The organism is Achromobacter sp. ACM02, from assembly GCF_014851605.1.
In the GTDB taxonomy this organism is placed as follows: domain Bacteria; phylum Pseudomonadota; class Gammaproteobacteria; order Burkholderiales; family Burkholderiaceae_B; genus Achromobacter; species Achromobacter aegrifaciens.
On record NZ_JACUZY010000010.1, the window covers coordinates 1 to 26,418 of the forward strand.

A 26,418-nucleotide genomic window follows, 5' to 3' on the forward strand; every position below is an offset into this window, starting at 1 on the left:
GATTGGTGGGCGGCGTGAACGTGGCGGCTGGCGCGGGCGCCGGTGCGGGCGCGGGCGCCTCCGCCGGCGCGCCTCCCGCCACGGGAGGATCGGGCGGCACGAGCGGCGGCGCGGCCAACGGCGGACTGCTCGGTGGTTTGCTGGGCGGGGTGACGGGCAGCCTGACGGGCGGCACGGCGGCGGGCGGGTCTTCCGGCGGGACCGCCAACGGCGGCCTGCTGGGCGGACTGCTCGGCGGCCTGGCCGGCAAGAAGTAATCCATCGCAACCGCCAGGAACCCACATCATGCTGCAACAACAGACCTACTTTCACCACGAGCATGTGACCGGCATGGCTGAATCAGCAGTAAGCAACCGGCGGTCCGGCATGCTGGACGAAATCGTCCTGCTGCTGGGCCGGCAGTTCGCCGCCTACAACGCGGCATGCCAGTCGGCCCTGGCGGAGAAGCTGGGCATTCCCCTGGCGGATCTGAAGGCGCTGGAGCTGGTCATGGAGTTCGATGCCCTTCCAACCGGCCATCTGGCCCAGTTGATGGGCATCAGCTCCGGCGGCGCGACCGCCTTGATCAACCGGCTGGAGGCGGCCGGTTATGTCCAGCGCGGCCGCCACCCGCTGGACCGCCGGATGATCGTGATCCGGCCGGTCGAGGAATCGTGCCAGGCGCTGGCGCAGGAACGGCAGTGGATCGCCGAGGCCATCGCCACGACGGCGCGCGGGTATGACACCGCGGAACTGGAGGCAGTGCATGCGTTCCTGACGCGTTGCGGCCGCAGCCTGAAGCGCGACACCCTGGCCTGGCTGGAGACAGGCAGCGCGCATCAGGCCGGGTAGCAAGACGGCGGGGGCCTCCGCCCCCGCTGCTTCGAACGCCCGATCAGGCCGCTTCGCGCGGCCCGAAGTGCAGGCGCGGCACCGCGGCCAGCAACCTGCGCGTCATGTCCTGGCGCGGTTCGTGCAGAACCGCATCGGCCTGTCCCAATTCGATGATGCGCCCGCCGTCCATGACGGCGATGCGGTCCGCCAGATATTCGACCACGCCGAAGTTGTGCGTGATGAACAGGTAGGCGATGCCCAACTCTGCCTGCAGCTCGCGCAGCAGGTCCAGGATCTGGGCCTGCACGGAAACGTCCAGCGCCGATGTGGGCTCATCGCAGATCAACACTTTGGGCTCGACCGCCAGCGCCCGCGCAATGGCGATCCGTTGACGCTGGCCGCCCGAGAATTCATGCGGATAGCGCGCCAGGGTATTGGACGGCAGGCCCACACGCTCGATCAGCCTTGCGGCGTGCGTGCGGCGCGATTCCTTGTCCATGCCGCTGCGCAGGGACGCCAGCCCCTCATCCAGGATGTCGCCCACCCGCATGCGCGGGTCGAGCGAGGCATAGGGATCCTGGAACACGATCTGGATGTCCTGCCTCAGGCGCTGCAGCGTGCGCCGGTCCGCGGACAGCACGTCCTGCCCTTGCAGCATGGCCCGGCCTGAAACGCGTGCGCCGTCGATCAGGCGCAGCAGCGCCTTGCCCGTGGTGGTCTTGCCGCAGCCGGACTCGCCCAGCAAGGCCAGCGTCTCGCCCGCCTTCAGGGTGAAGGTCACGCCATCCACGGCCTTGACCCAGCTTGCGATGCGCCGCAGCGGCCCCTTGCGCACGGGGTAATGGACCTTCAGGTCCTGCACGTCCAGCACCACTGCCGCTTCGCCCGCCTGGGCGCTGGCGGCCAGCCGGGCCTCGTCGCGCGCCATGGCCTCGCGGCCGCTTGCCGTGAGCGGCGTGCCGCGCTTTTCAAACGTGGGGATCGCTTCGAACAACTGCCGCGCATAGGGATGTTTGGGTGCGCGGAAGAATTCCTCGGCGTCGGCGCTTTCAACGATCTCGCCGCCGCGCATCAGCGCCACATGATGGGCGACGTTCTTCACCACCGCGAGGTCGTGGGTGATCAGCAGCACCGCCATGCCCATTTCCCGCTGGATGTCGGCCAGCAGGTCCAGCACCTGCGCCTGCACCGTCACGTCCAGCGCGGTGGTGGGCTCGTCGGCGATGAGCAGCACAGGCTCGGCCGCCAGCGCGATGGCGATCATGACGCGCTGCTTCTGGCCGCCCGAGAACTGGAAGGGATAGTCGTCGATGCGCCGCTCGGGCTCCGGGATGCCTACCCGCCGCAGCCAGTCCACGGCTCGGGCGCGCGCCGCCGCGCCACGCAAGGGAGTATGGGCGATCAGCGTTTCGATGATCTGGTCGCCCACCCGCATGACCGGGTTCAGGCTGGTGGACGGCTCCTGGAAGATGATGCCGATGCGCCCGCCGCGCACGCCGCGCATGGCGCTTTCCGGCAGGCGGTTGAGGTCTTCTCCGTCCAGGTCGATCTGTCCGCCCACGATGCGGCCGGCGTCGGGCAGCAGGCGCAGGAGCGCCAGCGCCGTCATGCTCTTGCCGCACCCCGATTCGCCGACCAGCGCAAAGGTCTGGCGTCTGGAGATCGCCAGCTGCAGGCGCTTGACCGCATGCGTCATGCCGCTTTCGCCGGCGATATCGACGTCCAGGCCGTGCACTTCAAGCAAGGGAGCCTGGCTCATGGCGCATCTCCCGTACGGGACTGGCGCGTATCGGTCGCCAGGGCCGTGCGCGGTGCGCGGCCGAACAGGCCGAAGCGCGCCATGCGGCCGGGCTTGTAGCGGCGCGTACGCGGATCGAAGGCATCGCGCACCGCGTCGGCGAACAGGTTGGCGGCCAGCACCAGCGCCAGCATGAACAGGAATGCGGTCAAGAGGTTCCACCAGATCATCGGGTCTCGGGACATTTCCAGACGGGCGCCATCGATCATGGAGCCGAAGGAGTTCATGCTGGGATCCACGCCTATGCCCAGATAGGACAGCACCGCCTCGTACAGGACCAGCCCGGAAAATTCCAGCACCACGGTGATCAGGACCAGATGCGCCACATTGGGCAGCAGATGGCGGGTCATGATGCGCCAGTGCGAGACACCGAAGGCCCGCGCCGCCTGCACGTATTCCAGCTCGCGCAGCTTGAGGGTTTCGGCGCGCAGCAGGCGGCACAGCCCGGCCCAGCCCGTGAAACCCAGGATCATGCAGAGCAGGAACAGCCGCAGGTCGGCGCGCGCGGCCGAGGTGTCGAACAGGTCGGCGTGATTGTCGATGTACACCTGCATCATCAACGCGCAGGCGGCCACCAGCAGCACGCCCGGAATCGAGGTGATGGTGGTGTAGAGATACTGGATGCCGTCGTCGACCTTGCCCTTGAAATAACCGGCGGCGATGCCGAAGACGATGGCCGGCGGCAGCATGGCTATGGTGGTGAGGCTGCCGATGACCAGCGCGGTGCGGATGCTCTTGAGCGCCTGCCACAACACGTCGTTGCCGATGCGGTCGGTGCCCAGCGCGTGATAGCCGCTGGACAGGCCGGCCAAGGCGCCTGCCGTCAGGCACAGCAGCGTGAAGGTGACGGCCATGGCGCGCCAGGGCACGTCCGAAGCCGCCTCGTCGGCGGGCCTTGCGGCGCGCCGCCTGGCCAAGCCCGCATACATCAGCCCGATCACGACGGCGGACACCGCAAGCCCTGCGGCCAGGCCCAGCCCTAGCCGCTTGGCGACATCGCCCAGGTGGTCGCGATCGGCGTCCTCCAGATGCACGCCGGCCCCTCGCAGCCGGGGAAAGTCGCGCACCGGCTTGTCGTTGACGAGCATGGTTTCCTTGGTGAACTGCCGTATCGCCAAGGGCTCGGAATAGGTCTTTTCCGGCGTCGTCAGCACCGAGCCGGTGAGCAGCCCGTCCAGCGCCGAGCGCACCGCGGGCGCATAGGCCGGCGGTGCGTCGGCGGCCGCGCCGGGGGCCGGCGGCAGCAGCGGCCGGTAATGCACCGAGTCCAGCAGACCCACCACCACGAACGCGGCCAGGATCACCGCCGAGCACATGGCGGGCGTGTCGCGCGCCACGCGCGCCCAGGTCGCGCGCAGGTTCGGGCTGCGCCGCACGTGCCAGACATAGGCAAGCGCGCCCAGCACCATGAGCCACAGCGCGATATCGGTCCAGAGGAAGACGAACTTGGGCATGGCGGCTACTCGAATCGGACGCGGGGATCGGCCAGCGTGTAGGAAATGTCGGCCAGGATCAGCCCCACGATATAGAGGGCGGCGCCCAGGAACACCATGGCGCGCACGATGGAGAAGTCCTGCGCGTTGATGGCGTCGATGGTGTAGCTGCCCAGGCCGGGAATGCCGAAGAAGGACTCCGCGATCAGGCTGCCCATGAAGAGCAGCGGCAGCGCGGCCACCGTGCTGGTCAGGATGGGCAGCATGGCGTTGCGCAGCACGTGCCGGAACAGCACGATGCGTTCAGCCAGGCCCTTGGAGCGCGCGGTGCGCACATAGTCCTTGCCGATCTCCTCCAGGAACAGGGTGCGGTAGAAGCGCGCCTCCGGACCCAGCCGCGACACGATCGCGACCAGCACCGGCAACGCCAGGAACTTGACCACGTCCAGCCCGCCCGAAAAGCCCGAGAACGGCACCAGCCGCAGCAGCTTCGCAAAGACCCATTGGCCGGCGATGATGTAGAACAGGCTGGAGATGGACAGCAGCAGCACGCAGACCACCACGCCCCAGAAATCGAGCCGCGTGGCGCGGAAATACACCAGCGTCAGGGAAAAGACGATGCTGACGAAGAGCCCCAGGAAAAACGTAGGCACCGCCAGCGCCAGGCTGGGCCCCATGCGCGTCTTGATCTCGCGGCCGATGTCGCGTCCACCGTCCGACGCGCCGAAGTCCATGACCAGCAGAGGCACCGAACGCTGGTAGAACACCGTGTCGGTCAGCTGCGCCGCGCCTTGCGCCTTGGCGTTGAAGAACAGCGGTTTGTCGTAGCCGCGCTCGACCTTCCATTTCTCCACGGCTTCCTGGTTGGCGCGCTGCCCGCCGATGGCCAGCCGCGCCATGTCGTCGGGCGTATTCACGGCGAAGAACAGGATGAAGGTGAAAAGATTCACGCCGATCAGGATCAGCACGCCGTACAGCAACCGGCGGATCACGTAGCCGATCATGATTGATGCTCCTTGCCCAGGGCCGGCGCGAATGCCGTCTGCCGTTCACGCCGCTTCAGCGCCACATACGACGGCCATATCGCCAGCGCCAGCAACAGCGCGAACAGGCCTATGGGCCACCACCTCGGATAGTTCCACTCGTCGATCTTCTGCTGCCGCAGGACCGGGTCTATCTTCATGTACTGCAGCGTATTGCGCACCATCTGGGTCGGCTTGGCGTTGCCAACCCATTGCTGGTAGGCGCCGCCCGACATCGGAAAATAGCCGAACATCCAGGGCGCGTCGCGCTGCACGATGGCGGTCATCTTGGCGATGAGCTGTTCCTTTTCAGGGCCATCGTCCAGGAACTTCATCTGCTCGAAGAGGCGGTCGTATTCGGGGCTGGCGTAGTTGGCCGCGTTCTCGCCGCCGCCCTTGGCCTTGGCGTTGGGACCGTACAGCAGGAACAGGAAGTTCTCGGCGTCGGGATAGTCGGCGTTCCAGCCCCACAGGAAGATCTGCGCGGACCCGCGCATCATCTTGTCCTGGAAGCGGTTGTAGTCGGTGGCGCGCACGTCCAGCTGCACGCCGATCTTGGCCATCTGACGCCGCATCCAGTCGAACTGCGGATTGGAGCCGCCGCCCTGCATCGAGTCGTAATAGAGCACCAGCGGCGCACCGGTCTTGGCGTTGCGGCCGTCTGGGTAGCCGGCTTCGGCCAGCAGGCGGCGGGCCACGTCCACGGACTTGCGCACGGGCTTGCCGTCGACCAGGTTGTAGACCACGGGGTTCACGCCCTCGGGCGGTTCGCGGTAGCCGAGCACGCCCGGCGGCACCGGGCCGTAGGCCACTGAAGCCTGGCTGTTTTCGAACACCGCGACGTACTCTTCCCAGTCGAAGGCGATGCTGATGGCCTGGCGCAGCTTGCGGTTCCGTTCTTCCTGCTCCGGCGTGTCGCCCTTGCCCACCACTGGGTCCAGCCAGTTGAAGCCCATGTACCAGTTGGCGGTCTCGACGGTCGTGGGCAGCTTGATGCCGTGTTCGTTGTACAGGCGCGCCTTGTCCTGGCTGTCGCCCGCCGCGACCAGCATGGCCACGCCGTACTCGCCGCGCTCGATCTGCGGCACGTCGTAATAGCCCTGCAGGAACTTGCCGGTCAGCGGGATGGCTTCCTTTTCGACGCTGAATTCCGCGCGGTCGATGAAGGGCGTGGGCTTGCCGCAGTCGGCCAGCAGCCCCGCGGCCGCGTCGCCGGGCTCGCCTTCGCAGGGATAGGGTTCGCCGTGGAAGTTGGGGTTGCGGCCCAGCACGTGGCGGCGGTTCTGCAGCGACTCCACCAGCATGTAGGGGCCGGTGCCGACTGGCCAGGTATTGAACGACAGGTCGTGCGCCGCCATGCCGGGCTGGCTGTAGAAGCGGTCCGCTTCCCAGGGGATGGGCGCGGTGAAGGTCATGGCCAGCCAGTACTTGAACTGCGGGTACTTGCCGTTCACGCGGATGCGCAGCGTGTGCGGATCCAGCGCCTGCACGCCCGTAAAGCCGTCGGCCTCGCGCAGGTCCAGCCAGGGCGCACCGGCACCGCCCGGCATGTCTTGCCGCAGCGCCTGGTCGCGCTGGCGCAGCCGGTCCGCATACTCCTTCAGGCCCGTCACGTGCTCGGTCATGAGGCTGGAGATCGGCGACACCACGCGCGGGCTGACCAGGCGCCGGAACGCGTAGACGTAATCGTCGGCCGTCAGTTCGCGCGTGCCGGTGCGCGGGAAATCGGGAATGTAGAACTTGTCGTCCAGTTCGCCCGGCGCAAGCGGAAAGTAGTCGTAGCTGCCATCGGTCTTGCGGGCGAATGCCGGGTGCGGCGCGTAGCGCGCCCCCGGCCGGATCTTGATGTCGTAGATGCTTTGCGCGATCTGCTCGCCGGGCGCGTCGGCGGGCAACGTATTGCCCTGCGCATCCAGGTAGACGGGCGGGTCGATCGACGCCGCCGCGCGCGGCACCAGTTCGTAGGGCCGCTTCAGGTAGTGGTAGCCGTACAGCGTCTCATAGATGTTGTACGTATAAGGGGTCTCGTCGCCGGAATAAGAGCTGGCCGGATCCAGGTACTTCGGAGATCGCTTGACGAAGGCGGAAAACAGCGTGTTCTGGCTTTCGGCGCCGGACGGATAGGGGCTGTTGATGGGGCTTTCTTGCGAGCAGCCCGCCAACGCCAGCGACAGCAGCATGGCCGCCGCCCAGAGCCGCTTCAATGCACGCATGGAAACCTTCCCTTCGAATCGTTGCGACAGAGGATAGCAAACACGGGCCGGGGACCATACCCAGGCATCCCCCAGGGCTGGCGGCGCTCGGGCGCGGCGTTCCGGGCCGGCCCGCGCGGGTTCAACCGCACTGGCGCTGCCGCCAGCAGTCGTAGCGCCACTTCCAGGGTTGCATGGCGCCGGGCTGCGCCCACAGGCCGCGCCCGGCCGCCTTGGCCTGGCGCTGCAGGTCCGGCATGGCCCTGTCGCGCAGGTAGTCGCCCTGGCGCGCCGTATAGGCCCAGGCGTAGCCGGCCTCCACCTGCAGGCGGTTGGCCGAACGGCCGTCATCCAGGATCAGGGCGCAGACTTCCCGGCCGTACTGGTCCTTCTCGTAGCATTGCGCGCTTAGCGTCTTGCCCGCGACCAGGCCGGCCAGGTTCTTGCGCGCGGCCTCGGCATAGGGTTGCCCGGGCTGGTCGGACCCGTGGCCCTCTTCGGGCGCATCGATACTGTCCATGCGGATGCGGTGCTGACCGTCGGACGCGCGCAGCGTCACGGTGTCGCCGTCGGCCACGTTGACGATCATGCCGGTAAGCGTATAGCTGCCCTGCGGAATGCCGCCAGCCAGCGTCGCGCCGGGCCGGCCCTGGGCTGAAGGCGCCTGCCGTTCAGCCCGGTCCTGCCCCTCTCTTCCCGAAGGCTGCAGCCAGTTGACGATGGCGCCTGCCGCCGCAAGGATCACGGCGACGATCAGGGCGGTCAGCTTGCTGCCGCCGCGTAAAGGGGATTTGCCACGCACCAGCCAGGCTCCAGGAAGGAAAACGCAGGCAGTTTGCCATAAAGGCGAGGCGTGGAGTCGCCCGCTACAGCCACCCCGACTTGCGGAAGCGCCAATACAGGACCGAACAGATCGACACGATGACGCCCAGCGTGATCGGATAGCCCCAGGGCGATTTCAGTTCGGGCATGAATTCAAAGTTCATGCCGTAGATGCCGGCAATGGCCGTGGGCACCGCCAGGATGGCGGCCCAGGACGCCAGCTTGCGGGTGGTGTCGTTCTGCGCGGCCTGGCCTATCATCAGGCTGGCTTCAAAGGCGAAGGCCAGGGATTCGCGCAGCGAGTTGAAAAGTTCATCCACGCGCAGCACGCGGTCGGCGACTTCGCCGAAATACGGACGGGCATGCTCGTCCACCGCGGACATCTCGACCCGCGCCAGGCGTCGGCAGATTTCGGCCAGCGGCGACACCACGGTATGGATGCGCAGCAGGTCGCGGCGTTGCCGGTACAGCCTGCGGATGTCCGAGTCCTTGGCGCCTCGGATCAGCAGCTTCTGTTCGGCGCCTTCGACCACGGATTCGATCTTGCCGGCGGCGGCTACATAGCGATCCACCAGCCAGTCAAGCAGTTCGGAAGCCACATAGTCGCTGCCGCGCTTGAGCAGGTCGGGCGAGGCTTCCAGCCGTTCGCGCAAGGGGCTATGGCCGGCGGTGGCGCCGCGCCGCACCGTGACCAAAAAGCCATCGCCGATCAGGAACTGGGTCTCGCCGAAGATGGGGCGCTCGGCCTCGACCTCGACCGTGATGGCGACGATGAGGATCATGTTGCCGTAGTCGATGATCTTCGGCCGCCGGTGGGATTCCAGCATTTCTTCCTGGTTCTTGTCGCAGGCGCCAAGTTCGCTGGCGACCTTCGCCAGCACTTCCGGGCGCGGATTGCGCAGGCCGATCCACAGCATGCCGTGGTCCTGGCTGACGTACTGGGCGACTTCGTCGATGGGAACCTCGCGTTCCCGCCGTCCGTTCACATAGGCGATCGATGCGACGACCTCTCGTTTCGAGTCGTCGGCGGTATGTTCTTCAGTAGACATAAACACCCTTTTGCAATGCGATCCCTGCCGGACAGCTTATGCGTATCGGCCGATGATAGCCCAGCCTACGAGAACAGGTTCCGCACCCGCTTGGCCACGTCCACGCTGGGCGCTTGAGGCTCCTTCGGCGCGGCGCGCCCGGCGGGCAGGTCCGGCAGCTTGGGCAGGTGGTCGAACAGCGGCAGCATCGCATTGGTGATGTAGCGCGTGCGCGATCCGTAGACGTGCCGGTCGCCCATGCCGGTCTGCTGGTGCACGTAGAAGCGCTGCGGCACGATGAGCTGCAGGCGTTCCTTGGCGCGTGTCATCGCCACATACAACAGGCGGCGCTCTTCCTCGATTTCCTCGGCCGTGCCGGTGCTCATGTCCGACGGGATGCAGCCGTCCACCACGTTCAGGACATAGACCGCCTTCCATTCCTGTCCCTTGGCGGAATGGATGGTGGAAAGGATCATGTAGTCCTCGTCGCGATGCGGCGCGCCGGACTCGTCGCTGGTGGCGTCCGGCGGATCCAGCGTCAGTTCGGTCAGGAAGCGTTCGCGCGAGCCGTAGCCCGCGGCGATGCGCCCCAGCTGGTCCAGGTCGGCGCGGCGCACGCGCGCATCGTCATACAGGCGTTCCAGCTGCGCGCCATACCAGCGCAGGGCCAGGTCCACGTCGGCGGGCCATTTCAGCGCGGGGTCGCACAAGGCCGCATACGTATCGGCGAAAGCGCCCCACTCTTCCTGCGCCGCCGCGCCCGGCTTGAATTCGCGCAGCGCGCGCAGCGGTTCGGCGGAGGCGGACATGGCGTCCATCAGCTTGCCCGCCGTGGCCGGGCCGATGCCGGGCAGCAACTGCGCCACGCGAAAGCCCGCCATGCGGCCGCGCGGATTCTCCGCCCAGCGCAATAGCGACAACAGGTCCTTCACGTGCGCGGCCTCCAGGAAGCGCAGCCCGCCGAACTTCACGAAGGGAATGTTGCGGCGGGTCAGTTCGAGTTCCAGCGCGGCGCTGTGGCTGGCGGTGCGGAACAGCGCCGCCTGCGACTTGAGCGTGGCCCCGCCTTCGCGCTGCGCCAGCACCTGGTCGGCCACCCAGCGCGCCTGGCCGGCTTCGTCGCTGACCGTCACCAGTTCGGGCAGCTGGGACGACTGGCGATCGGTCCACAGGTCCTTGGCGTAACGTTCCGTGGCCAGGCCGATCACGGCATTGGACGCGTTCAGGATGGGCTGGGTGGAACGGTAGTTGCGGTCCAGCGTGATGACCCTGGCCGGGTTGGGAAACTGGTTCGGAAAGTCCAGGATGTTGCGCACCGTGGCCGCGCGGAACGAATAGATGGATTGGGCATCGTCGCCCACCACCGTCAGGCCGCGGCCGTCGGGCTTCATCGCCAGCAGGATGGCGGATTGCAAGCGGTTGGTGTCCTGGTATTCGTCCACCAGTACGTGGTCGAAGCGCGCGCCCACGTCGGCCGCGATGCCGGGGTCGCCCATCATCTCGGCCCAGTACAGCAGCAGGTCGTCGTAGTCCAGCACCTGCTGGTCCTGCTTGGCCGCGACGTAGGCGCGGAACAGGTTCTTGAGTTCCTCTTCCCATTGGGCGCACCAGGGGAAGGAGGTCTTCAGCACGTCGGCCACCGGGGTCTGGCTGTTGACCACGCGCGAATAGATGGCGAGGCAGGTGCCCTTGAGCGGAAAGCGCGACTTGGTGGACGACAGGCCCAGTTCGTGGCGCACCATGCCCATCAGGTCCTCGGCGTCGCCGCGGTCGTGGATGGTGAAGGCCTCGGACAGGCCGATGCGTTGCGCGCAATCGCGCAGCAGGCGCGCGCCGATGGCGTGGAAGGTGCCGGCCCAGGGCAGCGACGGCGCCTGCTGCGTGGCGCGCAGCCTCATCACCCGCTGCAGCACCGAGCCTACGCGCCGCTCCATTTCCAGCGCCGCGCGGCGCGAGAAGGTCAACAGCAGCATGCGCTGGGGATCGGCGCCGTTCAGAATCAGGTGCGCGACCCGGTGGGCCAGCGTATTGGTCTTGCCCGAGCCTGCCCCGGCGATCACCAGCAGGGGGCCGTCGTCTCCCGGCGCGCCGGCCACGCCGAATTCGGCGGCCTCGCGTTGGGCGGGGTTGAGATCGGCCAGGGGATCGGGGCGTTCGGCGGACGGGTTGGACGTATCGGTTTGGTCGGACATGGGGCGGGGCCGCAGCAAGGCAGCCGCTGAAAACGGCGAGCCCGGACATTGCCGGGCTTCGGATGAACACTGTATATTTATACAGAATTTTTTCAATAAAGTCTGATTCGCCTGTGGCCATGCGCCTCTTGACCGGCACCGCCTCCTGGACCGATCCCACCCTGCTGGCCTGCGGCCGCTTCTACCCGCCGGAGGTCCGCAGCGCCGAAGCGCGGCTGCGCTTCTATGCCTCGCGCTTTCCCATGGCCGAGGTCGATTCCAGCTATTACGCCATGCCCACGGCCGAAAACGCCTACTTGTGGGCGCAGCGCACGCCGGACGATTTCGTCTTCAACATCAAGGCCTTCCGGCTGTTCACCGGCCATCAGACGCCGCTATCCGCGCTGCCCGCGGACATCCGGCGCGAACTGCCCGATTGGCCGGAACCCGTCATTTACCACGACCGCATGCCCGCCGACCTGCGCGATGAACTCTGGCGCCGCTACCAGCTTGCGCTGGAACCCTTGCGCATGACGGGCAAGCTGGGCGCGGTGCATTTCCAGTTCCCGCCCTGGATCCGGCGCGACGCGCGCGGTCGGGCGCGGGTGGCCGACTGCGCGCGTCGCATGGAAGAACACCTGGTGTCGGTGGAATTCCGCCACCGCAGCTGGTTCGAGTCGCCCTCCGCCACCACGGACACCCTGGCCTTCGAACGCGATCTCGGCGTGGTCCATACGGTGGTCGATAGCCCCCAAGGCTTCGACAACACCGTGCCCGCGGTCTGGGAGTGCACCCATCCGGAGCTGACGCTGCTGCGCCTGCACGGACGCAATACGGCCGCCTGGAACGTGTCCGGCGCCGCGTCCTCGGGCCGCTTCCAATACGAATACTCGGAACAGGAGCTGGCCGAACTGGCCGAGCGCTTCGCGCGGCTGGCGGCGCAAAGCGCCCAGGCGCACGCGGTGTTCAACACCAACTTCGAAGACCAGGGCATGCGCAACGCCGCGGCCTTCGCGGCGGCGCTAGCGCCCGCCTGACGCCGCCAGCGCGACGGACGCGCGCGCCACTTCGTTCAGGCTGTCCAGCAGCACCTCGAATTTGCGCGCAATGTCGTGCTCCGGCACGCAGGCATAGCCCAGCAGCAGGCCCGGCCGGCGGCCCTCGTCGTTGACGTAGTAGCGCGACAGCGCGCGCGTAAGCACGCCCTTGCTGCGCGCCACATCCACCACGCGCAGATCGTCCATGTCCTCGGGCAGCGTCAGCACCAGATGCAGCCCCGCCATGCTGGCGTCGCGATGCAGCCAATCCGGCCCCAGCCTGCGTTCAATCAGATTGACCAGCATGGCGCGGCGGCGTCCGTACAGCATGCGCATGCGGCGGATGTGGGCGGCGTAGTGGCCTTCCGAGATGAACGTGGCCAGGGCCGCGTGCGTCATCAGGTGGCCCTCGCGGTAGAGCTCGGCGTGCGCTGCCTGGAACGCGGCGGTCAGGGTCTTGGGCAGCACCAGGTAGCCCACGCGCAGGCCCGGATACAAGGTCTTGCTGAAGGTTCCCATGTAGATCACGGGCGCGTCGGGTTCCAAGCCCAACAGCGAAGCGATGGGCCGGCCGGAGAAGCGGAATTCGCTGTCGTAGTCGTCTTCGATGATCCAGCTGCCGCTTTGCCGCGCCACCGCCAGCAACTGGCGCCGGCGCGTCAGCGACATGACCGGCCCCAGCGGATACTGGTGCGAGGGCGTGACGAAGATGAAACGCGGCGGCGTGCCCACGGTCTCCGGCAGGCGCATGCCCTCCTCGTCCACCGGCAGGTGCACGGTGTGCAGGCCGTTGGCCTGCAGCACGGTGCGCGCGCCCCAGTAGCCAGGATCCTCGACCCAGGCGGTCTCGCCGGCTTCGCCCAGGATGCGGGTGGTCAGGTCGATGGCCTGATGCGAGCCCTCGGTGATGATGATCTGCTCGGGATCGCAATCGATCGAGCGCGTCAGCGCCAGGTGCTGCGCCAGCGCCTCGCGCAGGGCCGGCAGCCCGCCGCCGTAGGCGTAGGTCAGCAGGTCGGGCGAGGGATTGCGCCACAGGGCGCTGAAAATGCGGCCGAACTTCTTGTGCGGGAATTCGGTCAGGTCGGGCACGCCGGGCATGAAGGCGCCCCACTGGTAGGGCGAGGCCGAGACGCCGTCGACGATGGCGGCGCCGCGCGGCGACAGCGCCGGGCGCGGCTGCGCGGGCGGCGGCTGGCGCTTGCGCCGGCCGCTGGCCAGGTAGGAATCCGGCACCGAGGCGTTGACGAAGGTGCCGTTGCCCTGGCGACTGCGGGTGTAGCCTTCAGCCAGCAGTTGGCTATAGACGTGGACCACGGTGTTGCGGGCGATGCCGAGCTCTGCCGCCAGGTCCCGCGAGGCGGGCAGGCGCGAGTCCGCGGCAATGGCTCCATCCAGGATGGCTTCGCGGATGCCGCGGTACAGCCGCTTGTTCATGGGCTCGCTGGAGCCGTCCGCCAGCCGCAGCTGCAGCAAGTCACCGACTATGGACCGCAATTGGTTCTACCCGATTTATAAAAGTGGTTCCCACAAATGGGGCCATCGTAGCATTAAATAAGGTTTTCCCGCCCCATCATGCTCGCAGAGGCTGAGATGAAGAATCAGGACCTGAATACCCGCCGTTCCCTGGCCACGCCCCGCGGCGTCGGCGTCATGTGCGACTTCTACGCGGTGCGCGCCGAAAACGCCACCCTGTGGGACACCAATGGCAAGGAATATATCGATTTCGCAGGCGGCATCGCCGTCCTGAACACGGGCCACCTGCACCCGAAGATCAAGGCCGCGGTCTCCGCGCAGCTGGACAACTTCACGCACACGGCCTACCAGATCGTGCCGTACGAAGGCTATGTCTCGCTGGCCGAGCGCATCAACCGCCTCGCCCCCATCGACGGCCTGAAGAAGAGCGCCTTCTTCACCACCGGCGTCGAAGCCGTCGAAAACGCCATCAAGATCGCGCGCTCGGCCACCGGCCGCTCGGGCGTCATCGCCTTCTCGGGTTCGTTCCACGGCCGCACCATGCTGGGCATGGCGCTGACCGGCAAGGTCGCCCCGTACAAGCTGTCGTTCGGTCCGATGCCGGGCGACATCTATCACGTGCCCTTCCCCAACGCCACCCAGTCCATCACCGTGGCGGACTCGCTCAAGGGGCTGGACCTGCTGTTCAAGTGCGACATCGATCCCAAGCGCGTCGCGGCCATCATTCTGGAACCTGTCCAGGGCGAAGGCGGCTTCAACATCACCCCGCCGGAACTGATGACGGCGCTGCGCAAGATCTGCGACGAACACGGCATCCTGCTGATCGCCGACGAAGTCCAGACCGGCTTCGGCCGCACCGGCAAGCTGTTCGCCATGGAACACCACTCGGTCCAGGCCGACCTGATCACCATGGCCAAGAGCCTGGGCGGCGGCTTCCCGATCTCGGGCGTGGTCGGCCGCGCCGACGTCATGGACGCGCCTGCGGCCGGCGGCCTGGGCGGCACCTACGCCGGCAACCCGCTGGCGGTCGCCGCGGCGCATGCCGTGCTGGACGTGATCGCCGAGGAAAAGCTGTGCGAACGCGCCGTCACCCTGGGCGACAAGCTGCGCGCGCACCTGGAAGGCCTGCGCGCCAAGGTGCCGGGCATCGCCGACGTGCGCGGCCTGGGCTCCATGGTCGCCCTGGAACTGAACGATCCCGCCACCGGCAAGCCGGACGCGGAAGCGGTCAAGCGTGTGCAAGCCCGCGCCATCGAAAAGGGCCTGATTTTGCTAAGCTGCGGTGTGTACGGCAACGTCCTGCGCTTCCTGTACCCCTTGACCATCCCCGACGCCCAGTTCGATCGCGCGCTGGCCATCCTGTCCGAGGCGCTCGCCGCCTGACGCACAGGACCTGAACTACCGGTATTCCGGCGGGCAGGCACAAGTTTTGCGGGCGTAGCGGATCTGCCGCCACGCCCGCAAGCGTTTCCTGGCCCACCGCTTCCCTTCAAGGAGACTCCAACAATGACCGCACTGACCCATCCCCTGGCGCGCCCCGATCTGCTGCGCGACGCCTGCTACATCGACGGCAAGTGGGTAGCCGCCGGCAACGGCCCGTCCATCCCCGTGGACAATCCCTCCACCGGCAAGACCATCGTGTCCGTGCCCAAGCTGGGCCGCAAGGAAGCCGAACAAGCCATCGCCAGCGCCGAGGCCGCCCTGCCCGCCTGGAGCGCCAAGACCGGCAAGGAACGCGCCGCGATCCTGCTGAAGTGGGCACAGCTCATGATGCAGAACCAGCAGGACCTGGCCGCCATCATGACGTCCGAACAGGGCAAGCCCGTGACCGAAGCCGCCGGCGAAATCGCCTATGCCGCCTCGTTCCTGGAGTGGTTCGGCGAAGAAGCCAAGCGCATCGACGGCGACATCCTGCAAAGCCCCAAGGCCGGCCAGCGCCTGATGGCGCTCAAGCAGCCCATCGGCGTCACCGCCGCCATCACGCCGTGGAACTTCCCGGCCGCCATGATCACCCGCAAGGTCGGCCCGGCCCTGGCCGCCGGCTGCACCATGGTGGTCAAGCCCGCGCAACAGACCCCGCTGACCGCGCTGGCGCTGGCCGTGCTGGCTGAAGAAGCCGGCGTGCCCGCTGGCGTGTTCCATGTCATCACCGGCAGCTCGCGCGAAATCGGCGCGGCCCTGTGCGAAAGCGACGTGGTGCGCAAGCTGAGCTTCACCGGCTCCACCGAAGTCGGCCGCACGCTGATGGAGCAGTGCGCGCCCACCATCAAGAAGCTGTCGCTGGAGCTGGGCGGCAACGCGCCCTTCATCGTGTTCGACGACGCCGACCTGGACCGCGCGGTCGACGGCATCCTGGCTTCCAAGTACCGCAATGCCGGCCAGACCTGCGTCTGCGCCAACCGCATCTACGTGCAGGCCGGCGTGTACGAAGAAATCGCCAAGCGCCTGGTCGCCAAGGTCGAAGCCATGAAGGTCGGCGACGGCTTCGCCGACGGCGTGACCCAGGGTCCGCTGATCGACAGCAGCGCCGTGGAAAAGGTACAGGAGCACATCGCCGACGCGACCGCGCACGGCGCCAAGGTCATCGCCGGCGGCAAGCCCCACGCGCTGGGCAGCACCTTCTTCGAACCGACCGTGGTGCGCGACGTGACCCAGTCGATGCGCTTCGCGACCGAGGAAACCTTCGGCCCGGTGGCCCCGCTGTTCCGCTTCGAAACCGAAGCGGAAGTCATCGGCATGGCCAACGACACCATCTTCGGCCTGGCCGCCTACTTCTTCACCCGCGACTACGCCCGCATCTGGCGCGTGTCCGAAGCGCTGGAGTACGGCATCGTCGGCATCAACACCGGCATCATCTCCAATGAAGTCGGCCCGTTCGGCGGCGTCAAGCAATCCGGCCTGGGCCGCGAAGGCTCGAAGTACGGCATCGAAGAGTACCTGGAGATCAAATACCTCTGCGTGGACCTGGGCGCCTGACGGCCCCTTGCGCGCCGCGGCCCCCGCAGGCTTCTGCCGGCGGGGGCCGCGCGCATTTGGCGCGCGGGTTTCCGGGAGTCCGATATGTGGCATCCCGCCCCGCGTCCGGCATGGTAGATTTGCGCGTTCCCTGACCGAACGAGTCCGTATGAGCAGAACCTTCACCCGCGAGGACACTCGCCGGCTTGCCGCCATCCTGGCCGAAACCGCGCAGACGGAAGTCATGCCGCGCTTTCGCAATCTGCCGGAAGGCGCTGTGCGCGGCAAAAGCTCCGCCCGCGACCTCGTGACCGACGCGGACGAAGCCGCCGAACGCCTGATCGCCGCGCGCCTGGCCAAGCTGCATCCGGGCGCCGTGCTGATCGGCGAAGAGGCCTCGGCCCGCAATCCCGCGCTGCTGAACATGCTGGTCGACGCCGACCTGGCCTTCCTGATCGACCCCATCGACGGCACCCGCAACTACGTCGCGGGCCTGCCTCTCTTCGGCATGATGATCGCCGCCTGCCATCGCGGCGACGTGATCGCGGGCGTCATCTACGACCCGGTCAGCCGAGACAGCGCGCTCGCCGTGCGCGGCGAAGGCGCCTGGATGGAATATGAAAACGGCAAGCAGGCCCAGCTCGCGGTGGCCAGCCCCGCGCCGCCCGAAGACATGGACGGCCTGATCTCGACCGGCGCCCTGCCCGAGCCGATGCGTACCACCGTCAACAGCAACCTGTCGCGCCTGGGCAGCACCGCCTCGCTGCGTTGCGCCGCGCATGAGTACCGCATGCTGGCCGCCGGGCACTGCCACATCGCGTTCTACAACCAATTGACGGCCTGGGACCACGCAGCCGGCTGGCTGCTGCACCGCGAAGCCGGCGGCTACGCGGCCCACTTCGACGGTTCTCCCTACAAGCCCACGCATCGCACCGGCGGCCTGCTGTATGCGCCGGACGCCGGCAGTTGGCACGCGGCCCGCAAGGCGCTAATGGGGGACATGGCGGACGCCCCCGAGACTTGACAAACGCTGCTCTAAAAAGGTCGAAAACTCGGGGTTATCCCTAGGAGTTATCCCCAGTTCCTGTGGACAACCCTATGGAAAGGTCTGTAACAGCCGAAAAAAACCTTTGCAGGGCAAGTACTTGCTTAGACCGGTCAAAAACCGGCCGGCCCCGGGGTGTGTTACAGCGCGTCCAGCGCCACGGCGCAAGGCAGTTCCACTTTCAGCGTCAGCATGCTGTCGGCGCGGGTGCGCCCCAGGTTGATGGCAGCTACCGGCATGCCGTTGCGCGACGCGGCGCTGACGAAGCGGTAGCCGGAATACACCATCAACGATGACCCCACCACCAGCACCGCGTCGGCGTTCATGAGGCCGGCGTTGGCGCGGTCCACGCGTTCGCGCGGCACGGTTTCACCAAAAAAGACCACGTCCGGCTTGACGATGCCGCGGCAGCGCGGACAGGGCGGCACCTGAAATTGCGCAAAGTCCTCGCCTTCCAGGTCGGCGTCGCCGTCAGGCGCATCCGTGGCATCCAGCAGCGTCCATTCCGGGTTGCCGTCCTGCAACGCCTCTTGCCATGCCTGGCGGCCGCCGCGCCAGTCGCAGGCCATGCAACGCACCTCGTCCAGCCGGCCGTGCAAGTCGACGACGTCGCGGCTGCCGGCGGCCTCGTGCAGGCCGTCGACGTTCTGCGTCACCAGCACCGAGACGCGGCCGCGCGATTCCAGCCGCGCCAGCGCCCGGTGCGAGGCATTGGGCTGCACATGGCCGAAACGGCGCCAGCCCACCATGCTGCGCGCCCAATAGCGCGCCCGCGCCAGTTCGCCGCCCATGAAGGTCTGCAGCGTCATGGGCGGCTTGCGCTTCCATTCGCCTTCGGTGTCGCGGTAGTCGGGGATGCCGGAATCGGTGCTGACGCCCGCCCCCGTCAGCACAAACAGCCGCGGGTGGCGGTCGACAAAGCCGCGCAGCGCGGCCAGATCAGAGACTCGTGTGTCCATCCAGGCTCCTCAGGGCCGGCCGTTACGCGGGCGCGCATCGGCGCCCGCGCGAAAAGGCGGCCGCTGCGCGAAAAGCTGCGGCCTCAAGCTGCTCAGCCGCCCAGGCCGCAGTCGGGCATGTCGCTGACCAGGCTGGCCTGCGTCACGTTGCTGCCCGGCGGCACGCTGCGGGTCAGCCAGACGTTGCCGCCGATGGTCGAACCCTTGCCGATGGTGACGCGGCCGAGAATCGTCGCGCCAGCGTAGATCACCACGTCGTCCTCGATCAAGGGGTGACGCGCCAGGCCTTTCTTGAGTTCGCCGTTTTCACCCGGCGGGAAGCGCTTGGCGCCCAGCGTGACCATCTGATAGAGGCGCACGCGGTCGCCGATGATGGCGGTCTCGCCGATCACGACGCCGGTGCCGTGGTCGATGAAGAAGCTGCGGCCAATGGTCGCGCCCGGGTGGATGTCTATGCCCGTATCCGCATGCGCGATTTCCGCCACGATGCGCGCCAGCATCGGCGCGCCCAGGCGGTACAGCACGTTGGCCAGACGGTGGTGGATCATCGCCGCCACGCCCGGATAGCACAGCAGGACCTCGTCCACATTGTGCGCGGCCGGGTCGCCCTGATAGGCGGCGGTCACGTCCAGGTCCAGCGCGGCGCGCACGCGCGGCAGCTCCGCGCCGAACTGGCGCACGATCTCGATGGCGCGCTGGCGCGCATCCGCGGGCTCGGTCTGTTCGGGCCGGCCCACGTACTGCAATTCAAGACAGACCTGGTGCAGCAGCGCGTCCAGCGCCGCGCCGATGGTATGGCCGACGTAGAAGTCCTCGACCTCTTCGCGCAGGTCGATGGGACCCAGGCGCATCGGGAACAGCGCGCCACAGAGATCCTTGACGATCTGGCGCAGGCTTTCCTGCGACGGGAATTCGCGCAGGCCGGCGTCTTCGCGCAGGCGGCCGCGGGGACCGCGCCAGGCCACGCGCGCTTCGCGCAGGCCGGACACGATGCTGTCCAGGTTCCAGTGGGCCGGCGCGCTGTAGGTCGGCCCGCTCATGACTGCAGCTCCTGCAGGAGGCCGGTAGAGGGATTGAATTCAAACATGGGTGCGCCTCGTTGACGGTGCACGGCCGCGGCGGCCAGGCCGCCGGGCAATGCTGCTTCGCAATATTTCCGTCAACTGTAACCGCTCGCGCCGGTTTCGAGGAATCCATCCGATACGGCGCAGGGGTTATGTCCCTGTGCCGAGGTCGTAGCCCTGAGGGTTGCCCTGCTGCCAGCGCCAGCCGTCCGCGCACATCGCATCCACGTCATGCGTGCTATGCCAGCCGAACAAGGAAGCCGCCAGCGTGGGATCGGTCCACATCTTTTCGACGTCGCCGGGACGCCTGGCCTGCGCCTGCACGGGAATGCGGCAGCCGTTGACCCGTTCGAACGCATGCACCAGCTCCAGCACGCTGGTGCCCTGCCCGGTACCCAGGTTGACCGCCACGAATCCGGGGTGGCGCTCCGAATAGGCCAGCGCCTGCACATGCCCCTGCGCCAGGTCCATCACGTGCAGATAGTCGCGCACGCCGGTGCCGTCGGCCGTCTCGTAGTCGTCGCCGAACACCCGCAGGAAAGGCTGGCGACCTACCGCCACCTGGGTGATGTACGGGAACAGGTTGTTCGGAATGTCGCGCGGACTTTCCCCGATCTGGCCGCTCGGATGCGCGCCGATGGGATTGAAGTAGCGCAACGTCACCGCGCTGAACGCGGGATCGGCCGTGCAGACATCGCGCAGCGCTTCCTCCACCATCAGCTTGGTGCGGCCGTAGGGGTTGGTTGGCGCCAGCGGATGCGCCTCGGTCAGCGGCAGGTAGCGGGGCTCGCCGTAGACTGTGGCCGAAGAACTGAACACCATGCGCGTCACGCCCGCCTCGCGCATGGCGCGCAGTAGCGTCACCGAGCCGCCGACGTTGTTGTCGTAGTACTTGAGCGGATCGGCAACCGACTCGCCCACCGCTTTGCTGCCGGCCAGATGCAGCACCGCCTGCACCGGCGCGCCGCGCGCTGCCGTCTCGGCCAGCACCGATTCGACCAGTCCAGGGCTGCGGATGTCCCCTTCCACCAGAGGAATCTCCACGCCGCAGAGGCGCTCGACGCGGCGCACGGCCTCGCGGCTGCCGTTGCTGAAGTTATCCAGCACCAGCGGCCGCTGGCCCGCCGCCAACATCGCGACCAGCGTGTGCGTGCCGATATAGCCGGCGCCGCCCGTCACCAACACATGCAGATCCGGCATGGTCTCCCTCACAGATGCGCCGCCACGCCAGGCACCCAGGCATGGCGCGGCCGCGGCGCCTGCGCATGGCTGCGGTAGCGGTCGATCCAGTACGAGGTGGACGCGTCGTGGCCCCAGTCCACCACGCCGGCCGACACCGGCACCGCCAGCTCGCGCTCGATGCCGGTGGCCAGGCGCTTGCCCAGTTCCACGCCCCACTGGTCGAAGGGATTGATGCCCCAGACCACGCTCTGCACGAACACCTTGTGCTCGTACAACGCCAGCAGCGCGCCCAGGCCGCGAGGATCCAGCTGGCGCAACACGATCAGGGTCGAAGGGCGCCCGCCCGGATGGACCATGTGCTGCGCCAGGCTCAGCGCACGCTCCTGGTCGTCGATGTGCGCCACGTCCATCAGCGCCTGCTCCAGGCATTTGCCGCGCAGCAACGCCTGGCGCTGCGCCAGGCAGTTGGCCAGCAGCATGCGGTGCGCATCGGGACTATCCGCATGGCCTTGCAGACTGGCGATGAAGTCCACCGGCGCGCCCTCTTCGCTTTGATGCAGCCACTGGAAGAAGGTGTGCTGGCCATCGGTGCCCGGCATGCCCCAGATGATGGGAGCCGTCGGCACGCCGACCGCCGCGCCGTCGCCCGCGACCCGTTTGCCCAGCGATTCCATTTCCAGCTGCTGCAAATAGGTGACCAGGTGCAGCAGCCGCGCGCTGTAGGCCGCGATGTTCAGCGAGTTGTGGCCCAGCACGCTGCAGTTGACCAGGCCCGCCAGCGCCAGCTGGATCGGCGCATTCGAGGCGAACGGCGCTTGCTGGAAATGCTGGTCCATGGCCTCGGCGCCCGCCCGCATGCCGATCAGCACGTCGGCGCCGACCGTCAGCGCGATCGACAGGCCGGCGACCGACCAGACCGAATAGCGCCCGCCCACCCAGTCGCACATCTTGAAGATCTGGCTGGACGGCACGCCCAGCGCGCGCGCCGCCGACACGTTGGCGGTGACCGCGGCCAGATGTTCCGACACGTCGGCCACGCCGCCCTGCTTGAGCCAGGCGATGGCCGCGCGCGCGTTGTGCAGCGTCTCGGCGGTGGTGAAGGACTTGGAAGACACCACCACCAGGCAGCGGCGCGGGTCCAGCCCGGCCACCGCATCATGGAACGCGTGTCCGTCGATGTTGGACACGAAGCGGATCTGACGGCGCTGCTGCGCCCCGCCAAACGCCTGGACCGCCAGGCGCGGTCCCCAATCGCTGCCGCCGATGCCGATATGCAGCACCGTGTTGAAATCGGCCGTCTGGTCCACCCGCCGCACGAAGTCCGTCATGCGCGAATGCTCGCAGACGGAGTCAGCGTCCTGGCCGTCAGGCTGTTCCCGCGTGCGCCCGGCGCGCAGCGCCGTATGCCATGCCGGTTTGCCTTCGGTCCAGTTGACCGGCTCGCCCGCGAACAATGCCTGGCGCGCATCCGCCACGCCGCGCGCCTGCAGCAGCGACATGGCCGCCGCTTCCAGCGCCGGCGACTGCCGTTGCATGCTCAGGTCCACGCAAAGACCCGCCGCCTCGATGACCTTCAGCGCCGCGCCGTCCAATTCCGCGCCGTGCGCGGCCTGCGCGAACGCCTGCCACTCCGGGCTGTCCGCCAGGCCCGAATTCGCCCTTAGCGCCTCAATCGCATACTTGGCCTTTCCCATCGCGTGATGCTCCTTAAAACGGTAAACGAACATGAGGGGCAATGCGTCGGAACGCGTTGCGGAAATCCTCCTCGATACGGGCCAATGCGGCCACGGTGTCCCCTTCAAAACGCAATACCACCGTCGGCGTGGTGTTGGACGGACGCGCCAGGCCGAAGCCGTCGGCGTAATCCACCCTGATGCCGTCCAGGTCGTTGATGGACTGCGCGCCGGGAAACTGTCCCTGCGCACGCAGCGCTTCCACCAGGTCGAACTGCTCGCCTTCGGCGGTTTCCAGCTTGATTTCGGGCGTAGCGCAGGACTGCGGCAGGCTTTCCAGCAGGGCCGAGGGATCCGGCGCGCCGGACAGGATCTCCAGCAGCCGGGCGGCGGCGTAGATGCCGTCGTCAAAGCCGTACCAGCGCTCCTTGAAAAAGATGTGGCCGCTCATCTCGCCGGCCAGCAGCGCGCCGGTCTCGCGCATCTTGGCCTTGATCAGCGAGTGCCCCGTCTTCCACATGGTGGCCTTGCCGCCCGCCTCGGTGATGGCGCGCGCCACGTGGCGGCTGCACTTGACGTCATAGAGGATCTCGGCGCCCGGATTGCGCGACAGCACGTCGCGCGCGAACAGGATCAGCTGGCGATCGGGCCAGATGATCTGCCCCGTCTTGGTCACCACGCCGAGCCGGTCGCCGTCGCCGTCGAACGCCAGGCCGACCTCGCAGTCGGAATAGCGCAGGCAATAGATCAGGTCCTGCAGGTTCTGCGGATCGGCCGGATCCGGGTGATGGCCCGGGAACGAGCCGTCGACCTCGCAGAACAGCTCGACCACTTCGCAGCCCAGGGCGCGGAACAGCGCCGGCGCCGCGGCGCCCGCCACGCCGTTGCCGCAATCGATGGCGATCTTCATCGGACGCGCCATGCGGATATCGCCCATCAGGCGCGCCGTGTAGCACGGCATGATCTGCATCTGCGTGCGTCCGCCCGAGGCGCTGGCCGATTCGATGGGCAGGCGCATCGCATCGCGCAGCGCGGTGATGCCTTCGCCATATAGCGAGGCGCCGTCCAGCACGATCTTGAAGCCGTTGTGTGCGGGCGGGTTGTGGCTGCCCGTGACCGCGATGCCCGCGCCCGTGTCCATCAGGCGCGTCGCGAAGTACACCATCGGCGTGGTCGCCATGCCGATGTCGATGACGTGCATGCCCGCCGAGCGCAGGCCCGCCTGCAAGGCGGCCGCCAGCTCGACGCTGCTCAGCCTGCCGTCCCTCCCCACCACGATGGACCGCGCTCCCTGTTCGCGGGCCTGGGTTCCCGCCGCCATCCCCAGGCTGTGCGCGAACCTCGCATCGATTTCTTCCGGCACCGTGCCGCGTATGTCATAAGCCTTGAAAACCGCATCCAGAATTTGCGGCGTGTCCCAGCCAAAAGTTCCGTGCATGCCAGTTTCTCCGGGTGGCGTTATTTAGGGCCGTTCTGTTTGAAATCGCCGTAATACGCCGCACGGGAGTAGCGGTAACTGCCGTACTTGGACCGGAAGCCGAAGCGTTCCGGCAGGAGCTTGAGGCCGTTGAAGAGCACGCCGTCCACCGGCGCGCCCGCCTGGATCAGGCGCTTGGCCGTCTCGCGGATCTCGCCCACGGTGTTCATGCCCGAACGCACCACCACCATCACCGCCGCCGCATGCGTGCCGACCACGGCCGCGTCCGGAGACGACAGCACGGGCGCCGTGTCCAGGATCACCATGTCGTACTGCGAGGCCAGTTCGCGCAGGGTTTCGCCGAACACCGGCGAGGCCAGCAACTCGGACGGGTCGAAGGTGACCGCGCCGGTGGCGATGAAGTCCACGCCCTCGGACACGCTGTGCTTGCGGACCTGGGTCAGCGGTATCGTGCCCGACAGCACTTCGAACAGGCCGTCTTCCTTGGGCACGCCAAAGTAGCGGTTGAGCTGGCCCTTGCGAAAGTCAGCGTCGATCAGCAGCACGCGCTTGCCCACGCCGCCCTGGATGAAGGCGAAGTTGGCCGACAGGAAGGACTTCCCCACGCCTGCCACGGGGCCGGTGAACATGACCATGTTGTTGGCCGACTGGCGCAGCGACGCCTGCAGCACGTTGCGGAACGACCTCAGGCTTTCGATGGGCGGCGCGTTGCCCTGGCTCTGCGCCAGCAGCGCAGGCACGCTGGCGTTCTTGCGCCGGCTGCGCCGCCACAGCTTGTCCTGCATGTCGCTATAGGGAATGGCGGCCAACACCGGCAGGCCGGTATGGCGTTCGACGTCGTCGGGTTCCGACAGTCCGCCGAACAGCGCATTGCGCACGAACGCGCACAGCATGCCGAAGATCAGGCCGAAGGCGGTCGCCACGCCGATGATGATGGCGGCCTTGGGACGCACCGGCTTGTCCGGCTGCACCGCCGAGTCCAGGATGCGCACGTTGCCCACCTTGCCGGCGCGGATCAGGCGCAGCTGCTGGGCGTTGTTGAGCAATGCCGTGTAGAGCTCGGTGTTGACGCGCACGTCGCGCACCAGGCGCACCACGTCCTGCTCCAGGTCAGGCAACTGGCGGATGTTGTTGCCGATGCGGTTGACGTCCCCGGTCAGCCCGGCGATCTGGCGGTCCAGCGCCACGATGCTGGGGTGGGTTGGCGCGAAGCGGGTGATCATCTCCTGGCGCTTGGAGCGCAGTTCCATAACCTTGGTCTGCGCATCCACCGATTGCGCAAGGATCAGCTTGGCTTCTTCGCTCAGGTCGATGGTGCCGCGCTTGTTGCGCAGGGAGTTGTACTTGGTCTCGGCCGCGTCCAGCTCGCCCTTGAGCACCGGCAGCTGCTGTTCAAGGAATACCAGCGACTTCTCGGCCTGCGCCGACTTGCGGTTCACGTTCTGCTGCACGTACTCCTGGCCGATCTGGTTGAGCACGGCAGTCGTCAGCGCGGGATCATTGCCTTCCAGCGTGACGCCGATCACCCCCGACGTGCGGCCGCGCTCGAAGATCCCCAGGCGCGCCTGCACATCCTCGATGGCTGCAAGGCGCGAGCTGCGCGACACCGTGAACTCGGTCCCGGGGCGTCCCGTCAGCGCGTCGATATGCACGTCCATCGCGCCGCCGCCAGGCAGCCGGAAATGCTCGGGCTTGCCCACGGTGCCGTTGAAGGTCGCGCCCGTGAACTTGTCGCTCAGCGTGTAGCGCCCTTCGCCCAGCGTGGTCACGCGAAAGGGCTTGCCCAGCCATTCGTTGGGCACGTCCAGCTGCGAGATCGCGATGGCTTCGCCGCCCCATGCATAACCGCCGCGCGGCAGGCTCGACGGATACGGCAGGCTTTCGTAGCGCTGCGCCAGCCATTCGCCGATCACGGGGAAATAGCGCGGCTTGGCCTGGATGTACAGCAGGAACTTGTCGACTGCGGGTCCAACCACCATGCGCGAACGCAGCACTTCCATTTCGCCCGAGGTCTCCGCCTTGGTATCGAACATGGAGGACACATCGCCGAGCAGGCTGCGGCTCTGCCCCTGCGGCATTTCCTCTTCCACCTGCACGATGATGTCGGCCGAGTACACCTTGGGCGTGATCATCACATAGGTAAGCGCCCCCAGTAATGCAAGCAGAGTGATCGCGATGATCATCCACCGGTTGGAGAAGATGGCGTCCACATGGGACGACAACGGAGTTTCCTGCTGGCGAGCCGGCACGGACGGCTCGAACGATTCGATGGGCAACGACATGCAGCTCTCCAAGAGAAGACGCCGCCGC

General features: G+C 67.4%; 20 protein-coding genes. 6 read left to right on the forward strand and 14 right to left on the reverse strand.

Going from position 1 to position 26,418, the window contains the following annotated elements:
* Together IB258_RS30550 and IB258_RS25880 are read left to right on the forward strand one after the other, a co-directional pair.
* Nucleotides 1-257: hypothetical protein (locus IB258_RS30550; RefSeq protein ID WP_192353378.1), on the forward strand; the 257-nt coding region annotated here is incomplete at its 5' end.
* A 28-nt stretch (nt 258-285) separates the two neighbouring features.
* Complete coding sequence (locus IB258_RS25880; protein WP_054453029.1) at nt 286-831, forward strand: MarR family winged helix-turn-helix transcriptional regulator; 546 nt, start codon at nt 286-288, stop codon at nt 829-831.
* A gap of 43 nt (nt 832-874) precedes the next feature.
* Here the strand turns inward: IB258_RS25880 and IB258_RS25885 are convergent, their stop codons facing one another.
* From IB258_RS25885 to IB258_RS25915, 7 genes are all read right to left on the reverse strand, one after another.
* Nucleotides 875-2,572 (reverse strand): ABC transporter ATP-binding protein, encoded by a 1,698-nt coding sequence (locus tag IB258_RS25885; protein WP_054453030.1) that lies wholly within the window; start codon nt 2,570-2,572, stop codon nt 875-877.
* Nucleotides 2,569-4,065 (reverse strand): ABC transporter permease, encoded by a 1,497-nt coding sequence (locus IB258_RS25890; RefSeq protein WP_192353379.1) that lies wholly within the window; start codon nt 4,063-4,065, stop codon nt 2,569-2,571. Before IB258_RS25890 ends, IB258_RS25885 begins: the two co-directional genes overlap by 4 nt.
* Nucleotides 4,066-4,070: 5 nt before the next feature.
* The gene (locus IB258_RS25895; protein ID WP_054453034.1) at nt 4,071-5,048 is read right to left on the reverse strand and encodes an ABC transporter permease; all 978 of its coding nucleotides are present in this window, start codon (nt 5,046-5,048) and stop codon (nt 4,071-4,073) included.
* On the reverse strand, nt 5,045-7,279 hold the full coding sequence (locus tag IB258_RS25900; protein WP_119450021.1) for an ABC transporter substrate-binding protein: 2,235 nt from the start codon (nt 7,277-7,279) through the stop codon (nt 5,045-5,047). Before IB258_RS25900 ends, IB258_RS25895 begins: the two co-directional genes overlap by 4 nt.
* 121 nt (nt 7,280-7,400) lie before the next feature.
* The gene (locus tag IB258_RS25905) at nt 7,401-8,060 is read right to left on the reverse strand and encodes a thermonuclease family protein (RefSeq protein WP_370539858.1); all 660 of its coding nucleotides are present in this window, start codon (nt 8,058-8,060) and stop codon (nt 7,401-7,403) included.
* 64 nt (nt 8,061-8,124) lie between these two features.
* Nucleotides 8,125-9,129, reverse strand: coding sequence for a magnesium and cobalt transport protein CorA (locus IB258_RS25910; protein WP_054453040.1), 1,005 nt, complete (start codon nt 9,127-9,129; stop codon nt 8,125-8,127).
* Nucleotides 9,130-9,194: 65 nt separating this feature from the next.
* On the reverse strand, nt 9,195-11,300 hold the full coding sequence (locus tag IB258_RS25915; protein ID WP_192353380.1) for an ATP-dependent helicase: 2,106 nt from the start codon (nt 11,298-11,300) through the stop codon (nt 9,195-9,197).
* Nucleotides 11,301-11,419: 119 nt separating this feature from the next.
* Between IB258_RS25915 and IB258_RS25920 the strand changes: the two genes are divergently transcribed.
* Nucleotides 11,420-12,316, forward strand: coding sequence for a DUF72 domain-containing protein (locus IB258_RS25920; RefSeq protein WP_054453679.1), 897 nt, complete (start codon nt 11,420-11,422; stop codon nt 12,314-12,316).
* Here IB258_RS25920 and IB258_RS25925 read toward each other — a convergent pair.
* A complete protein-coding gene (locus tag IB258_RS25925; RefSeq protein ID WP_367648240.1) occupies nt 12,302-13,813 on the reverse strand; it encodes a PLP-dependent aminotransferase family protein in 1,512 nt (503 codons plus the stop codon). The two genes, IB258_RS25920 and IB258_RS25925, sit on opposite strands and share 15 nt — an antisense overlap.
* A 96-nt stretch (nt 13,814-13,909) precedes the next feature.
* Between IB258_RS25925 and IB258_RS25930 the strand changes: the two genes are divergently transcribed.
* The 3 genes from IB258_RS25930 to IB258_RS25940 all read left to right on the forward strand — a co-directional run bounded on the left by IB258_RS25930 (nt 13,910) and on the right by IB258_RS25940 (nt 17,771).
* On the forward strand, nt 13,910-15,175 hold the full coding sequence (locus tag IB258_RS25930) for a 4-aminobutyrate--2-oxoglutarate transaminase (protein ID WP_192353381.1): 1,266 nt from the start codon (nt 13,910-13,912) through the stop codon (nt 15,173-15,175).
* Nucleotides 15,176-15,298: 123 nt separating this feature from the next.
* Nucleotides 15,299-16,768: an NAD-dependent succinate-semialdehyde dehydrogenase gene (locus tag IB258_RS25935; RefSeq protein ID WP_192353382.1), complete on the forward strand. Its 1,470-nt coding sequence runs from the start codon at nt 15,299-15,301 to the stop codon at nt 16,766-16,768.
* Nucleotides 16,769-16,916: 148 nt separating this feature from the next.
* Nucleotides 16,917-17,771 (forward strand): inositol monophosphatase family protein, encoded by an 855-nt coding sequence (locus IB258_RS25940; protein WP_054453047.1) that lies wholly within the window; start codon nt 16,917-16,919, stop codon nt 17,769-17,771.
* 161 nt (nt 17,772-17,932) lie between these two features.
* On the opposite strand, the gene IB258_RS25945 is transcribed toward IB258_RS25940, so the two are convergent.
* The 6 genes from IB258_RS25945 to IB258_RS25970 form a co-directional block, all read right to left on the reverse strand.
* Nucleotides 17,933-18,751 carry an NAD-dependent protein deacetylase gene (locus IB258_RS25945; RefSeq protein ID WP_119450025.1) on the reverse strand — a complete coding sequence of 273 codons (819 nt, stop codon included), beginning with the start codon at nt 18,749-18,751 and terminating at the stop codon, nt 17,933-17,935.
* A gap of 92 nt (nt 18,752-18,843) precedes the next feature.
* Nucleotides 18,844-19,791, reverse strand: coding sequence for a serine O-acetyltransferase EpsC (gene epsC / locus IB258_RS25950; protein WP_054453050.1), 948 nt, complete (start codon nt 19,789-19,791; stop codon nt 18,844-18,846).
* A 174-nt stretch (nt 19,792-19,965) separates the two neighbouring features.
* Nucleotides 19,966-21,015 carry a UDP-glucose 4-epimerase GalE gene (gene galE, locus IB258_RS25955; protein ID WP_119450026.1) on the reverse strand — a complete coding sequence of 350 codons (1,050 nt, stop codon included), beginning with the start codon at nt 21,013-21,015 and terminating at the stop codon, nt 19,966-19,968.
* 8 nt (nt 21,016-21,023) lie between these two features.
* Nucleotides 21,024-22,691 (reverse strand): glucose-6-phosphate isomerase, encoded by a 1,668-nt coding sequence (gene pgi / locus IB258_RS25960; RefSeq protein ID WP_054453056.1) that lies wholly within the window; start codon nt 22,689-22,691, stop codon nt 21,024-21,026.
* Nucleotides 22,692-22,704: 13 nt separating this feature from the next.
* Complete coding sequence (locus IB258_RS25965) at nt 22,705-24,108, reverse strand: phosphomannomutase/phosphoglucomutase (protein ID WP_054453058.1); 1,404 nt, start codon at nt 24,106-24,108, stop codon at nt 22,705-22,707.
* 20 nt (nt 24,109-24,128) lie between these two features.
* Nucleotides 24,129-26,390, reverse strand: a complete 2,262-nt coding sequence (locus IB258_RS25970) for a GNVR domain-containing protein (protein WP_054453060.1) — start codon at nt 26,388-26,390, stop codon at nt 24,129-24,131.
* Nucleotides 26,391-26,418 lie beyond the last annotated feature (28 nt).